General features: G+C 72.5%; 9 protein-coding genes, 1 tRNA gene and 1 pseudogene. 7 read left to right on the top strand and 4 right to left on the bottom strand.

Annotated elements, in window-relative coordinates; genetic code table 11:
* Window positions 1-262: 262 nt before the first annotated feature.
* Together ACH4KB_RS19775 and ACH4KB_RS19770 are read right to left on the bottom strand one after the other, a co-directional pair.
* Window positions 263-492, bottom strand: a pseudogene (locus ACH4KB_RS19775) (transposase family protein); the annotation flags it as partial.
* A gap of 424 nt (window positions 493-916) precedes the next feature.
* A tRNA-Arg gene (locus ACH4KB_RS19770) sits at window positions 917-989 on the bottom strand.
* Window positions 990-1,295: 306 nt separating this feature from the next.
* Here ACH4KB_RS19770 and ACH4KB_RS19765 point away from each other — a divergent pair.
* From ACH4KB_RS19765 to ACH4KB_RS19735, 7 genes are all read left to right on the top strand, one after another.
* On the top strand, window positions 1,296-2,939 hold the full coding sequence (locus ACH4KB_RS19765; protein WP_398067166.1) for an ATP-binding protein: 1,644 nt from the start codon (window positions 1,296-1,298) through the stop codon (window positions 2,937-2,939).
* Window positions 2,936-4,891, top strand: a complete 1,956-nt coding sequence (locus tag ACH4KB_RS19760; protein WP_398067165.1) for a GTPase — start codon at window positions 2,936-2,938, stop codon at window positions 4,889-4,891. Before ACH4KB_RS19765 ends, ACH4KB_RS19760 begins: the two co-directional genes overlap by 4 nt.
* Before the next feature lie 144 nt (window positions 4,892-5,035).
* Window positions 5,036-5,497 carry a single-stranded DNA-binding protein gene (locus ACH4KB_RS19755; RefSeq protein WP_398067164.1) on the top strand — a complete coding sequence of 154 codons (462 nt, stop codon included), beginning with the start codon at window positions 5,036-5,038 and terminating at the stop codon, window positions 5,495-5,497.
* 199 nt (window positions 5,498-5,696) lie between these two features.
* Window positions 5,697-7,184, top strand: a complete 1,488-nt coding sequence (locus tag ACH4KB_RS19750; RefSeq protein ID WP_398067163.1) for a Cys-Gln thioester bond-forming surface protein — start codon at window positions 5,697-5,699, stop codon at window positions 7,182-7,184.
* Window positions 7,185-7,321: 137 nt separating this feature from the next.
* Window positions 7,322-8,986: an energy-dependent translational throttle protein EttA gene (ettA, locus tag ACH4KB_RS19745; RefSeq protein ID WP_398067162.1), complete on the top strand. Its 1,665-nt coding sequence runs from the start codon at window positions 7,322-7,324 to the stop codon at window positions 8,984-8,986.
* 5 nt (window positions 8,987-8,991) lie between these two features.
* The gene (locus ACH4KB_RS19740; RefSeq protein ID WP_397916902.1) at window positions 8,992-9,414 is read left to right on the top strand and encodes an acyl-CoA thioesterase; all 423 of its coding nucleotides are present in this window, start codon (window positions 8,992-8,994) and stop codon (window positions 9,412-9,414) included.
* Entirely contained in the window at window positions 9,411-10,127 is a 717-nt protein-coding gene (locus ACH4KB_RS19735; protein ID WP_398067161.1) for a hypothetical protein, read from the top strand. The genes ACH4KB_RS19740 and ACH4KB_RS19735 overlap by 4 nt, the downstream gene beginning before the upstream one ends.
* A 192-nt stretch (window positions 10,128-10,319) precedes the next feature.
* Here the strand turns inward: ACH4KB_RS19735 and ACH4KB_RS19730 are convergent, their stop codons facing one another.
* Window positions 10,320-11,324, bottom strand: a complete 1,005-nt coding sequence (locus ACH4KB_RS19730) for an ABC transporter ATP-binding protein (protein ID WP_398067160.1) — start codon at window positions 11,322-11,324, stop codon at window positions 10,320-10,322.
* Window positions 11,321-14,197 carry an ABC transporter permease gene (locus ACH4KB_RS19725; RefSeq protein WP_398067159.1) on the bottom strand — a complete coding sequence of 959 codons (2,877 nt, stop codon included), beginning with the start codon at window positions 14,195-14,197 and terminating at the stop codon, window positions 11,321-11,323. The genes ACH4KB_RS19730 and ACH4KB_RS19725 overlap by 4 nt, the downstream gene beginning before the upstream one ends.
* Window position 14,198: the final 1 nt, after the last annotated feature.

Raw genomic sequence — 14,198 nt, 5'->3', positions numbered from 1 at the left:
GGCTGTCGAAGGCTCCGAGGAGGGCCTCCGGGGTTCCTTCAGTAGTGGCCGCCCAGGGAGTTGCAGGTGGCCGACCCGAATGGAATACCGCGAAGTTCGTCATAGCGCGTCCGTGAGGCGGGAGATGTCTGACCGCCGGCACTGACCCATTGCGCTGGGATGATCACCGTGCATGCCGATCGAGTCCGCGGCGACTCTGCGTCATCTCCCAAAACTTCGACGGAAGGCGGGCGCTGGGAATCTCGCCGGATGCGCGGGTTCTGCTTCGTAATAGGACCGGTGCTCGTTCGGCGAGCAGGTCGACGACCGCGCTGGTGTGGGCTTGGGCGGTCGACTCGCTGATCCCGAATGCGGCGGCGATCTTCGCGAATGTGGTGTGTTCGCGCAGGTACATCCGTGCCACGCGCGCTGGGACGGACGGAGCTTGCAGCGTCGGCCGCCCTCCATCTCGATCAACAAACCGGGGACTCTCTCGTTGCGCTGCACGACCAATCACCCGATCAGTAGGCAACTCGAAGAAGCGCAGTGTTCAGTGAGAACCACCGTCGCACTGGCGGTACCTGCCGATAGTCCGCTTTGCCGCAACAAGTGGGCTGCCTCGAAGCATGAGCCTGGGACCTCGCCGAGCGGGAGACGGACGGTGCATCGCGCCGCTGGTTCGCGATGGACAGAGCAGGTGCCGCCTTGGCGCACACTCTGTGCGTTCCCGATGGACTGTCAGAATGGCTCTGACCAGGTACTACTCTCTCGCGGCTGGGGGCGGATCATGGGGTGTCTCCCGAACTGGGGGACGTATGTGGGAAGGGGAGCCAACGGCGAGGGTGGAAATCGGGGCAAAGTTCACCCCGGGCAACGAAAAAGCCCTCCGCAAGTGATCTTGCGGAGGGCTTAAAACCGCCTGACCTGCATAAACGTGCGCCCCCGGCAGGACTCGAACCTGCGGCCAAGCGCTTAGAAGGCGCCTGCTCTATCCACTGAGCTACGGGGGCCGGGAGTCCTGATCGGTGGTTCCGTGGCCGTGCCGGGACAAGGATAGGGCTCCGATCCCCTCGACCCGGTTGCTTCACCTGCGTGGCATGATGTGGAGGTTCGGTGAAGCGAACCGATAATCGCAGGTAGGTGCGATTCCTGCATCGGTTTTCGCTCCCCTCGCGCCGGGTGTTGTGCACTCGTTATGCCCCTGCCCCACTCGTCCCCTCTGTCCTGACTCTGGCCAGAGGGTGGAACCGCCGCGCAGAGGGGGCTATACGCTTCAAAAAGGCTCCAAAATTGGGCATTCTTCGCATGTGGTGACCATGGACGTACGGCCTCAGCTCATCGACGCACTTTCCGCCCTGCGCGACCGTGTCGCCGCCGTGCGTCTTCCACTGCCCCTGCCGGGGGCCGAACGTGCCCGGCAGACCAGGGTCGAACTCCTCGCCCAGCTCGACGACTACCTCCTGCCCCGCCTCAAGGACCCCGAGGCGCCGCTGCTCGCCGTGATCGGCGGATCCACCGGAGCCGGGAAGTCCACCCTGGTCAACTCGCTGGTGGGCTGCCGGTTGAGCGAGGCCGGGGTGCTGCGGCCCACCACACGGACCCCGGTGCTGGTCTGTCACCCGGACGACCACCACTGGTTCGCCGGGGTGCGGGTGCTGCCCCAGCTGACCCGGATCTGGCTGCCGCCGGGTCAGACGCCCGACCCGGACGGGCTGGACGACCTCGCGGCCCGGGGCGAGGACGGGGAGACCGTGCTGCGGGTGGAGACCGCCGTGAGCCTGCCCCGCGGGCTCGCCCTCCTGGACGCCCCCGACATCGACTCGCTCGTCGTACGCAACCGGGTTCTCGCCGCCGAACTCATCTGCGCCGCCGACGTCTGGGTGATGGTCACCACCGCCTCGCGCTACGCCGACGCCGTGCCCTGGCACCTGCTGCGTACCGCGAAGGAGTACGACGCGGCCCTCGTCACCGTCCTCGACCGGGTGCCCCACCAGGTGATCGCCGAGGTCTCCCGACAGTACGCGGCGCTGCTGACCCGGGCCGGGCTCGGGGACGTGCCCCGGTTCACCATCCCGGAGCTGCCCGAGTCCGCGGGCGGCGGCAGCGGACTGCTCCCCACCACCGCCGTCGCCCCGCTGCGCGCCTGGCTCGCCCACCGGGCCCAGGACCCCGCCGCCCGGCAGCAGGCGGTGGCGCGCACCGCTTCCGGCGTCATCCAGTCGCTCAACGTGCGGATGCCCTCGCTGGCCTCCGCCGTCGCCGCCCAGTACGCCGCCTCCGTACGGCTGACCGGGGTGGTCCAGGACGCGTACGGCAAGGAGGCCGCCCGGATCCGGCGTCGCCTCCAGCGTGGTGCCGTGCTCTCCGGGGACGCGCGGACCCGGTGGCGCGGCTACCCGCTCTACAGCTCGCCCGAGGAACTCCTCGAAGCCCTCGTCGACAGCCTGGTGGCCCTGCTCCAGTGCTCGGTCTCCGCCGCCGACGAACAGATCCGCACCCAGTGGCGCCGCGAGCCCGCCGGTGGCCTGTTCCGGTTCGAGGGCGCCGGACGCGAGGCGGGCGGCTGGGGGCCCGCCGAGGACGTCGAGGGCCGGATCTCCGTCGCCGTACGCCGGTGGCGGCGGGTCCTGGAGGAACTGGCCGACGAGGAGGTGCGCCAGCTCGAACGCAACGTGGCGCCCGCCCCCGAGACCGTCGCCGCACTGCTCGCGGCCGCCCTCCTCGGCGGGCGGCGCGCCCGTGCGGCGGGGGAGCAGCTCGCCGAACGCATCGGCGCCCAGGGCGCGCTGCGCCTCCGCGACAAGGGCGGTGAGCTGCTGACGGCCTACCTCGACCAGGTACTCGGCGGCGAACGCGACCGCCGCCTCGCCCCGCTCGACGCGCTCGACGTCGCTCCCGAACCCCAGGCCGAACTGATCGCCGCGCTTTCCGTACTGCAGAAGGAGAGGTGGCAGCGATGACCGCCGTCACGGACCACGACAACAGCAGCAACGGCAACGGCAGCAGCAATGGTGGCGGTGGTGCGAAGTCGGACGGGGAGGTGCCGGGCAGGGACGGGGACGGGCGCTGGGACGACGGGCTCATCGCCCGGCGCGCGGCGGCGAAGGCCCGTGAGGCCGGGGAAGCCGCCCCACGGACGCCCGCCGACGACGACGTGGAGCCGCAGGTCGAGGCGTACGTCCCCTCCGGCGGGCCGCTGCCGCCCCGGCTGGACGCCCTGCGCGAGCTCGTCGGGCTCTCCCGTGCCCGGCTCGACCGGGACACCCTCGCCGAGGCGGGACGCGTGCTGGACGAGGCCGCCGCCCGGCAGCGGCTCTCCTCGCGGCACACGGTCATCGCCGTCGCGGGGGCCACCGGCAGCGGGAAGTCGACCCTGTTCAACGCGCTCGCCGGGGCCCCGATCTCCGACACCGGGCTGCGCCGGCCCACCACCTCCCAGCCCATCGCGTGCAGCTGGACCGACGGGGCCGCCGGGCTGCTGGACCGCCTCGCCGTCCCCGGCCGGCTGCGGCGCAGGCCCCACCCCGGGCCCGCCGCCCTCGACGAGGCGCTCCAGGGACTCGTCCTGGTCGATCTGCCCGACCACGACTCCGCGGCCACCGAACACCGCGACCAGGTGGACCGGGTGCTGGCCCTGGTCGACGCGGTGATCTGGGTCGTCGACCCGGAGAAGTACGCCGACGCCGCCCTCCACGAGCGCTATCTGCGCCCGCTCGCCGGGCACGCCGAGGTCACCTTCGTCGTCCTCAACCAGACCGACCGGCTGCCCGGCGAGGCGGCCGACCTCGTCCTCGACGACCTGCGCCGCCTCCTCGACGAGGACGGCATCGCGCTCGGCGAGCACGGCGAACCGGGCGCCACCGTCATGTCCCTGTCCGCGCTCACCGGCGACGGGGTACCCGAACTCCGCGAGATGGTCGGCCGCTTCGTCCAGGACCGCACGGCCGCCACTCGCCGTCTCTGGGCCGACGTCGACGCGGCGGCGGCGCGGCTGCGCCCGGTCTACGTGGCCGAGGGCCGGCCCGGACTCGGCGAGCGGGCCCGCGACGAGTTCACCGACCGGCTGGCCGAGGCCGTCGGCGCGGCGGCCGCCGGACAGGCCGCCGAGCGGGAGTGGCGCAGGAACGCCGGTCGGGCCTGCGGGACGCCGTGGCTGCGGCTCTGGCGCTGGTACGAGAACCGGGGCCTGCCCGGGAGCCTGGACCGGATGGGCCAGGCGCTGACCCCGCCCGAAGAGGAACCGACGGCCCGGCAGCGGGTCGAGCAGGCGGTGCGCATCGTCGCGGACGACGCCGCCGACGGGCTGCCGGGCCCCTGGGCGCAGGCGGTGCGCGAGGCCGCGTTCAACGGGGCGAAGGGGCTGCCCGAGGCGCTGGACGAACTGGCGGTCAAGGCCGGGGCCCCCGGCGCGTCCAAGCGGGGCGGTCGAACGGAGGCGGGGCAGGGCACCATCGCCGGAACCTCTCCCGGAACCTCTGCCGGGATCTCTGCCGAAATCTCTGCCGGAACTTCTCCCGGAGCCCCGCTCGGCGGCCGTCCGGCCAAGCCGCCCCGGCCGAAGTGGTGGCCCGCCGCGGTGCTGGCCCAGGTGTCGATGACGCTCCTCCAGATCTTCGGCGGCCTGTGGCTGGTCGGCCAGATCATCGGCGTCCTGGAGCCGGGGCTCGTCACGCCCGCGCTCATCATGCTGGCCGGAGTCGTCGGCGGCCCGCTCGTGGAGTGGTCCTGTGCGGCGGCCATCCGGGGACCGGCCAGGCGGTACGGGCAGGACGCCGAGCGGCGGCTGCGCGACGCGGCCGCCGGCTGCGGCCGGGCCAGGGTCCTGGATCCGGTCGCCGCCGAACTGGTGCGCTACCGGGAAGTGCGCGAGCGGTACGTGACGGTGACGGAGTTCTCCACAACCGGCCGGTAGTCCACAGGCTCCGACGCGATTCCCGCCCGGCGTCCACCATGGAGTCCGCACCCCACCGCCGCCCGGAGAGGCACGAGCGGTGCGACGCGGTACGAGCGGTGCGATGGTGCGATCCGGTACGACAGGGAAAGCGGGGGCGGGAAAATGAACGAGACCTTGGTGACACTGGTGGGCAACGCCGCGACGGCGGTGGAGTTCCGTGAGACGGCCACCGGTGGAATGGCGCGATTCCGTTTCGCCGTGACTCCCCGGCGCTGGGACCGTGAGAAACAGCTCTGGGCCGACGGCCGCACCAGCTTCTACACCGTCTGGTCCTGGCGGACGCTCGCCGCGAATCTGGCCGGTTCCGTTTCGGTCGGAGAACCTCTGGTCGTGCACGGCCGGTTGAAGGTCCGCGAGGAGGAACAGGCCGGGCAGCGAAGGACGTTCGTCGATGTCGAAGCCGTCGCCGTCGGCCACGATCTGAGCCGGGGAACGGCCGCCTTCCGCCGGGCGGCCAGAGTCGAACCGGTTCTGACGGAGCGTCCGGAAAGTGTCACGGACGGCGATGTACGCGAGTCGCCGAAACCGCGGGGACACGTCGGCACCATGGCCGCGGTGTCCTGAAAAGGCTGATCGTCGACAAGCGCGACTGGCCGTCGCGCGATAACGATTCCGATTCGGAATGGTTGTGCAAGGGCAGTACGGGGGACTGCCCTTGCCCCGTTCTTTAGGATTCCCAGTGCTCACGGGTCACTTGGGTCTGCTGGCGAGGCATTCCCCACACGCGCACCATGCGCGAGGGCCTCGCCCGGAGGGGAATTCTGTGTTTTCTGCGTCTTCAGCGTCCGCTGCGTCGTCCGGCACGACAGGGGCGCCCCCCGGCCGCGGCACCCGCCGCCCGGTCGCCGCGCTGCTGCTCTCCGGTCTCGTCGCGGCTGCCGCACTCGTCGGCGCCGGACCGGCGGCGGCCGACGACCCGGGCCGGCACCACGGCGGCGCGGCCGCGGTGCTCGACGGGCTGAAGACCTTCGACAGCGCCGTGCTCCGCGTCGCGGGGAAGGACGGTGCGCCCGACCGGACCCAGGAGCTGCCCGCCGGACTGTTCGAGATGACCGTGGACGGCGGCGGCAAGCTCAAGACCTACTGCATCGACCTCCACAACCCCACCCAGGACCAGGCGAGGTATCTGGAGACGCCCTGGGCCGAGACCTCGCTGGGCACCAACCGGAACGCGGGGAAGATCCGCTGGATCCTCCAGCACTCCTACCCCCAGGTCGACGACCTGGCCGCGCTCGCCGACGCGGCCGGCACCGGCCCGCTGACCGAGCGGACCGCCGCCGCCGGGACCCAGGTCGCCATCTGGCGCTACTCGGACAACGCCGATGTCACGGCGGCGGACAAGCAGGCGGAGAAGCTCGCCGACTGGCTGCACCGCAACGCGCGCAAGACGAAGGAGCCCCAGGCCTCGCTGACCCTGGAGCCGGCCGCCGTCTCCGGCCGGGCCGGTGAGCGGCTCGGCCCCGTCACCGTCCGCACCGCCGCGGACCAGGTCTCGGTGTCGCCGCCGGTGGACGCGGCGGTCAGCGGCGTCGCGGTGACGGACGAGAAGGGCGCCCCCGTCACCGCCGCGGCGGACGGAGACCGGCTCTACTTCGCCGTGCCGAAGGACACCGCCGACGGCACCGCCTCCCTGACCGTCCAGGCCACCACCTCCGTGCCGGTCGGCCGGGCCCTCGTCGGGACCGGCCGCACCCAGACGCAGATCCTGGCCGGCTCCAGCGAGTCCACGGTCTCCGCGCGGGCCGGCGCCACCTGGGCCGAGAAGGGGGCCGCCCCCGCACTGACCGCGCGGAAGAACTGCGCGGCGGGCGGCGTCGACATCACGGCCGCCAACCGGGGCGACGAGCCCTTCACCTTCGAGCTGGCCGGAATCGAGCACACCATCGCCGCCGGGGCCACCCGCACGGTGACGGTCCCCGTCGCCGAGGACCAGGCGTACGACTTCACCATCACCGGACCCGGCGGGTTCGCCAGGACCTTCACCGGGGTGCTGGACTGCGCCACCAGCGGCAGTGTCCTGGACCGCGAGGGCGCGGGCGACGCGGGCAACGACATCGGCACGCGGAGCGCCCAGCAGTCCGTCCCGGCCACGACCGGCTCCGTCACCTCCGGGCCGGCGGGCGACCTCGCCGAGACCGGCGGCTCCAGCGCCACCCCGATGCTCGCCGCGGTCGCCATCGGACTGCTCGTCGTGGGCGGCGGCGCGGTCTTCCTCCTCCGCCGGAAGGCACCGCACGCCGACGGTGAGTGAGCGTCCGCACGCGGGAAGTCACGCCGGAAGTGACGTCGTTCCCATGTCGATCCCTGGACGGGTTTCCGTCCGGGGAGGGCTGTCAGGCAAGATGGGGTGTATCTGCCCACACCTCTATTGCTGCCGGACGGTTTCTCTTGGCTGAGTACATCTACACCATGCGCAAGACGCGCAAAGCGCACGGCGACAAGGTGATTCTCGATGACGTCAACCTGAACTTCCTGCCCGGCGCGAAGATCGGTGTCGTGGGGCCCAACGGCGCCGGTAAGTCCACGGTGCTGAAGATCATGGCGGGCCTGGAGCAGCCGTCCAACGGTGACGCCTTCATCTCGCCCGGTTTCAGCGTCGGCATCCTCATGCAGGAGCCGAAGCTGGACGAGGAGAAGACCGTCCTGGAGAACGTCCAGGACGGCGCCGCCGAGATCATGGGCAAGCTCAAGCGCTTCAACGAGGTCGCCGAGCTGATGGCGACCGACTACTCCGACGCGCTCATGGACGAGATGGGCAAGCTCCAGGAGGACCTGGACCACGCCAACGCGTGGGACCTGGACGCGCAGCTGGAGCAGGCCATGGACGCCCTGGGCTGCCCGCCCGGCGACTGGCCCGTCACCAACCTCTCCGGTGGCGAGAAGCGCCGCGTGGCGCTCTGCAAGCTGCTCATCGAGGCGCCGGACCTGCTCCTCCTTGACGAGCCCACCAACCACCTCGACGCCGAGTCGGTGAACTGGCTGGAGCAGCACCTCTCGAAGTACCCGGGTGCCGTCGTCGCCGTCACCCACGACCGGTACTTCCTGAACAACGTCGCCGAGTGGATCCTGGAGCTCGACCGCGGCCGCGCGATCCCCTACGAGGGCAACTACTCCACGTACCTGGAGCGCAAGGCCACCCGGCTCAAGGTCGAGGGCCGCAAGGACGAGAAGCGCCAGAAGCGGCTCAAGGAGGAGCTGGAGTGGGTCCGCTCCAACGCCAAGGGCCGCCAGACCAAGTCCAAGGCCCGACTCGCCCGGTACGAGGAGATGGCGGCCGAGGCGGACAAGATGCGGAAGCTGGACTTCGAGGAGATCCAGATTCCGCCGGGCCCGCGGCTCGGTTCCATCGTCGTCGAGGTCGAGAACCTCTCGAAGGCCTTCGGCGACAAGGTCCTCATCGACGATCTGTCGTTCACGCTGCCCCGTAACGGCATCGTCGGCATCATCGGTCCGAACGGCGCGGGCAAGACCACGCTGTTCAAGATGATCCAGGGCCTGGAGACGCCGGACAGCGGCGCCATCAAGGTCGGCGACACGGTCAAGATCTCCTACGTCGACCAGTCCCGCGCCAACATCGACCCGAAGAAGACCCTCTGGGCCGTCGTCTCGGACGAGCTGGACTACATCAACGTCGGCCAGGTCGAGATGCCCTCGCGCGCCTACGTCTCCGCGTTCGGCTTCAAGGGCCCGGACCAGCAGAAGCCGGCCGGCGTCCTGTCCGGTGGTGAGCGCAACCGCCTCAACCTGGCGCTGACGCTCAAGGAGGGCGGCAACCTGCTGCTCCTCGACGAGCCCACCAACGACCTCGACGTCGAGACGCTCTCCTCGCTGGAGAACGCCCTCCTGGAGTTCCCGGGCGCCGCTGTGGTCATCTCCCACGACCGCTGGTTCCTGGACCGCGTCGCCACGCACATCCTCGCCTACGAGGGTGACTCCAAGTGGTACTGGTTCGAGGGCAACTTCGAGTCGTACGAGAAGAACAAGATCGAGCGGCTCGGCGCGGACGCGGCCCGCCCGCACCGTGCCACGTACAAGAAGCTCACGCGAGGCTGATCGTCTTGGCTCGTCACGTCTACAGCTGCCCCCTGCGCTGGTCGGACATGGATGCCTTCGGCCACGTCAACAACGTGGTCTTCCTCCGCTACCTGGAGGAGGCGCGCATCGACTTCATGTTCCGGCTGGCGCCCGGGGACGGTTCGCCGTCGTTCGCGGGCGGGTCCGTCGTGGCCCGTCACGAGATCGACTACGTACGGCCGCTGGTCCACCGGCACGAGCCGGTGACCGTCGAGTCGTGGGTCACGAAGATCGGCGCCGCGTCCCTGACGATCGCCTATGAGATCAAGGACGCCGACCAGGTGTACGTACGCGCCTCGACCGTCGTCGTGCCGTACGACCTGGCGGCGGAGCGGCCCCGGCGGATCTCCGCCGAGGAGAAGCTCTTCCTCCAGCAGTACCTGGCAGAGGAGCCCGCCGCGGCATGACCGTGCCTGTGCAGTCGCTGCGGTTCGCCGACGCGAGGGAGGCGGCGGATCTCGCCGCCTTCCTCGGCCGGCTGCTCCACTACGACCGGGCCGCGGCGGTCCGGTTGCAGGCGGGCGGCGGCGACGCACTGGCCGTGTTCGGCCGCCCGCCCTCCTTCGAGGTCCTCGCCATCCGCGCCGCCCGCCTGGCCCGCCCCGAGACGCTCGACGTCACGGTGTCGGCCGGGGAGCTGCTGGAAACCCTCGACGTTCCCGTCACCGGCGACCCCGCGGGCGCCCCGGAGCCGGGCGCCGGTGCGCTGCCCGCCCCCGTCACCGGGCCGCCCTGGACCGGTGTCCTGCCGCCCCGGGGGCCCTGGCGGGAGCAGCCGGGACTGCCCGGGCCGGACACCCTGCGCGCCGTGCTGGAGGGAGCCGTCACCGAGTTCCGCACCCGGGACGAGGCCCTGCCCGAGGAGCGGCGTACCCGTGCGGAGCGGGACCGTATCGGCCGGGAGATCTGGTCCCGGCCGGTGGGGACCACGGACCTTCCGCTCCGGGCCGTCCACGCGGCCCAGTCCCTCGGCTTCCTCCGGGCCGACCCGCGGTTCCCGGTGTCGCTGCTGTCCTCGGGCAGCTGGCTCCGGCTGCGGAGCCCGTACGGCTCGGTCGCCCTGCGCCGCGCGACGAGCGGCGAGCTCGGCGCCCTGCCCTTCACCGTCGGCCCCGCCTGAATCCGAAGGCCCCGGGCCGCCGGAACGCCCGCTGGCGCGGAGGTGCCGCGCCGCCGGCGCCGGCTGGTCCGGAGGTCCCCTGCCCCCCGGTGCCAGCTGATCGACGTCACGGGCGTACCCGGTGCCGCCACGTCACGGGCGTACCCGGTGCCGCCACCGTCCGGACACCCCACGCACCGTCCTGGTGCGGCCCTACGTGCCCGGCTCCTCCGGGGCCGTCCCGTGCGCGTCCGGCCAGACGCCGATGTGGTCCTGCTCCAGCTCCAGCAGCACCCGGTGTTCCATGCCCAGCGTCTGCGTGTAGTCCGCGGGCAGCTGGAGCCGCCCCGCCCGGTCGAGCATCGCGTACTCCCGGGCCACCTGCGACTCCTGGCCCGTCGCCGCGTCCACCTCCGTGCGGCGCAGCACCTCGGACGAGGTACGGCCGTCGCGGATGGCGACCGTACGCCGCACCTCGTTCGCGACCGCCTGGTCGTGGGTGACGATCACGATCGAGGTCCCCAACTCCTCGTTGGCGCGCCGGAACGCGGCGAAGACCTGCTCCCCGGTGGCCGAGTCCAGCTCCCCGGTCGGCTCGTCCGCGAGCAGCACGGACGGGGAGTTGGCCAGCGCCACCGCGATGGCCACCCGCTGCTGCTGCCCGCCGGACAGCTGCTGGGGGCGCCGGTCGCGGCAGTCGGCGATGTCGAGCATGGTGAGCAACGACTCGGCGCGGGTTGCCCGTTCGCGCTTGCTGCCGCCACCGCGCAACTGCATGGGCAAAGTGATGTTCTGGATCGCGGTGAGATACGGGAGCAGATTGCGGGCGGTCTGCTGCCAGACGAACCCGACGACGTCCCGGCGGTAGCGCAGCCGTTCCTTCGGGCCCATCGACAGCAGATCGCAGCCCGCGACCTTCGCCGACCCCGCCGTCGGCACGTCCAGGCCCGCCAGGATGTTCATCAGCGTCGACTTTCCGCTGCCCGACGCCCCCACGAGAGCCATCAACTCGCCCTCGGTGACCAGCAGGTCGAGGCCCTGGAGAGCCTGCACCTCCACCCCGTCCGTGGTGAAGATCCGCACCACGCGGTCGCAGGCGATCAGCGCGTCGTGCCCGTAGGAAGGGCGGTCCCGGCGGGCCGCGGCCCGCTGCTCCAACTCCGCCAGCGTCGTTTCGGCCGCGCGGGCCGTGCCTTCCGTCTCGGTGGACGAGGTCATCGGGAGTCTCCTGCCCTGAGTTCGGTGATCGATCCGCGGCGGCTCGCCCACCACGCCTGAACGCCCGCGACCGCGGCGGCGAGCGCCACGACCCCGGCGGCCGGCAGCCCCAGCGACCAGAGGTCGGTGCGCAGGGGGACGGGGCTCGCATCCGATCCGGCGACGCCCGCGAGCGCCAGCGGCACCAGATCGACGCCGGGGGAGAGCAGGGCGATGGTCGCCCAGCCGGTGAACAGTCCACCGCCCGCCGCCAGCAGCGCCTGCGGCGTCGCCTCGAAGGCCAGCAGCCGCCTGCCCTGCCCGGTGGTGAGTCCCATCGTGCGCAGCCGTGCCAGCAGCGTCTTGCGCTCCGGCGCGGTCTGGAGCAGCGACAGCAGGACGGCCAGCAGCGCGTATCCGGCGCCCGCCGCGACGGCCGCGAGGTAGATCCGCTCGGCCCCCGCCTGCATCGGGGTGTTCACGTACCGCGCGCGCTCCTCGGACCGCAGGTGCGCGGCGTACTCCTTGCCGCTTCCCTCGACCGCCGCGTGCAGTTTCCCGGGATCCGGTGCGCCGGTGAGGAGCAGCGTGGTGGGCGCCCGCTGCTCCAGGGCGGCGGAGTTCACGATCAGGAAGTTCGTGGTGGCGAGCGAGGCGACGCGCGGGACGGTCCCCACGACCCGCACCTCGAAGTTCCCGGACAGCGTGTCGAGCGCCTGCGGCTCCTTGCCCAGGCGGGCCGCCACCGACGGGGAGGCGAGGGCCGGCAGGACGCGGCCCGGGCCGGACTCCGTGCCCTCGGGCAGGGGTGCCGAGGGGCCGGTGGCCTTCAGCCGGGCGGCCGGGAAGGCCGGCAGCCCGGTCGCGCGGGCCAACTCGGCGTACCGGGCGGGATCGACGCCCACCACGGCCGCCGCCCCCACGTCCTCGACGCTGCCGCTGCCCGTACTCGTACCCGTATCCGTACCCGTACCCGTATCCGCAGCGGCACCGTCCCCGTCGGCTCCGCCGTCACCGGCCGCGGTCTCCGGCAGCGCCACACTGTGCTCGATCCGCAGCGGTGCCACGCCCCGTACGCCGTCCAGGTCGCGCACCGTGCGGACCAGCTCGTCGGGCAGCGTCGTCCGCTCGCCCACGCCGCTGACCCTGGCGTCCGCGCCGATGGACGCCAGCGCCGCGTCGTCCCGCGCGTCCCCGATCCCGGCGATCACCGACCCGCCGAACGCCGCCGTGGCCAGCGCCAGCAGCAGGGCCAGCAGCGGCAGCGCCCCGCCGGCCGAGGAACGGCCGGCACGGGCCAGCGAGAGGAAGCCGATCGCCCCGCGCAGCCGGGCCATCGGGCGCATGGCGAGCCGCAGGGGCAGCGGATAGAGGCGTACCAGCACCAGCGCCGCGATCAGCGCGACCAGCACCGGTGCGGCGCCGACCAGCAGGTCGGTGCCGCTGTCGGACGTACCGCGACGGCGCAGCGCCGTCACCGCGCCGACCGCCAGCACGAGCAGGGTCAGTTCGGCCACGGTCCGCCAACGCGAGGGCCGGGCGCTCACCGTGTCCTCGCGGGCCCCGTGCAGCGTGGGCCGGATGTGCTGGAGCGTCGTCCGCAGCGGCAGGGCGACGCACACGAGGAGACCGACGCCGGCGGCCGCCAGCGCTCCCGGCCACCACCGGCCATCGCCCACGGCCAGCACCGCGAGCAGCAGCCCCAGCGCGCTCGCGGGCAGCACGGTCACCGCGGTCTCCGCGAGCAGCCGGCCGCCGATGCCGCGCAGCGATCCGCCGCGCGAGCGCATCAGCGCCAGTTCGCTACGGCGGCGGGCGGCGATCAGGGCCCCCGTCATCAGCAGCACGACGGCGGCCACGGAGCCGATGCCGAGGGCGGCGACCGCGATCACGGGACTGATGGCGTCGCGCATCCGCGCGTTGGCCTCCACGACGTGGCCGAGTCCGGTGGCGAACACCGCGGTGTCCCCGGCGGTCTCCCGCACCTTCAGCAGCCCGGGGCCGCTCTCCAGCGAGGCGATGACGGACGTCAGCCGGGCGCCGTCCGGGCCGGTCAGCCCGGCCGGGTCGGGCGGGATCCGCCAGAAGAGGACCGGCTCGGCGGCCGTGCTCAGGAGCGCGGGGCCGGCGTCCTCGGCCAGCAGGACGGTGCCGGTCCAGTAGTACACCGGGAAGGGGGCCTCGGGGTCCGGCACCAGGGACGGGGTGCGCAGCAGCGGATCGGCGGACCAGTAGCTGCCGTGCGGATCGCGCGGGGCCACGATGCCGGTGATCGTCACGGTGATGGGTTCCTGGGCCGCGGTGAGCAGCTCGACGGTCGCGCCGACCTTCACCTTCAGCTCGGCCGCCGTCTCCTCGGTGACCGCGCCCTGTACCTCACGGGAGTCCGACGTGACCTCCCGCGGCGTCACCGGCCAGGCACCCGAGGCCAGCGTGGCGTGCTCCTTCAGCCCCGACTGCGCCACGTAGGAGAGCCGCGGCGGAACCGCGTCGGGCCTCGGCAGCCAGGGCTCGTCCGCGAGCGCCGGCTTCGTGGTGCGCACCCCGTACGCGACCGACGCCGTGTCGGCGCGCAGCGGTGCGGGCAGCGTCTTCAGGAGCCCGGCTCCGACCCGCGTCAGCTCGGGGCTCCGTACTTCGGCGTCCCGCTGCGCCTGCGGCAGTTCAAGACCGGGCTGCGGGCGGGAGACCTCCAGAACGCTACGGCTCGCGTCCGCCGTCCGGATGTCGTGGCGCAGCCCCTTCGTCTCGTACGCGTCCACGGCCCGCGGGAACGCCGCGGCGAGGAACGCCGTCACCAGCACCAGCACCGCGAGTGCCGTCGCCGCACCGGGTGCGGTACGCAGCCGGGTACGGATCCACGGGGCGGTGGCCGCCCGGTTGGTGTGACGCATG

Origin of the sequence: Streptomyces sp. NPDC017520 (assembly GCF_044329855.1) — a bacterium.
Taxonomy (GTDB): Bacteria; Actinomycetota; Actinomycetes; order Streptomycetales; family Streptomycetaceae; genus Streptomyces.
Note: the sequence above shows the minus strand (reverse complement) of the source record. Positions and strands in the feature narration are given on the sequence as shown.

What these genes read in the sequence shown, in the direction of transcription:
- ACH4KB_RS19755 (WP_398067164.1), top strand. Translation starts at nt 5,036, where the DNA reads ATGAACGAGACCTTGGTGACACTGGTGGGCAACGCCGCGACGGCGGTG.
- ACH4KB_RS19730 (WP_398067160.1), bottom strand. Translation starts at nt 11,324, where the DNA reads ATGACCTCGTCCACCGAGACGGAAGGCACGGCCCGCGCGGCCGAAACG.
- ACH4KB_RS19765 (WP_398067166.1), top strand. Translation starts at nt 1,296, where the DNA reads ATGGACGTACGGCCTCAGCTCATCGACGCACTTTCCGCCCTGCGCGAC.
- ACH4KB_RS19735 (WP_398067161.1), top strand. Translation starts at nt 9,411, where the DNA reads ATGACCGTGCCTGTGCAGTCGCTGCGGTTCGCCGACGCGAGGGAGGCG.
- ACH4KB_RS19725 (WP_398067159.1), bottom strand. Translation starts at nt 14,197, where the DNA reads ATGCGTCACACCAACCGGGCGGCCACCGCCCCGTGGATCCGTACCCGG.
- ACH4KB_RS19760 (WP_398067165.1), top strand. Translation starts at nt 2,936, where the DNA reads ATGACCGCCGTCACGGACCACGACAACAGCAGCAACGGCAACGGCAGC.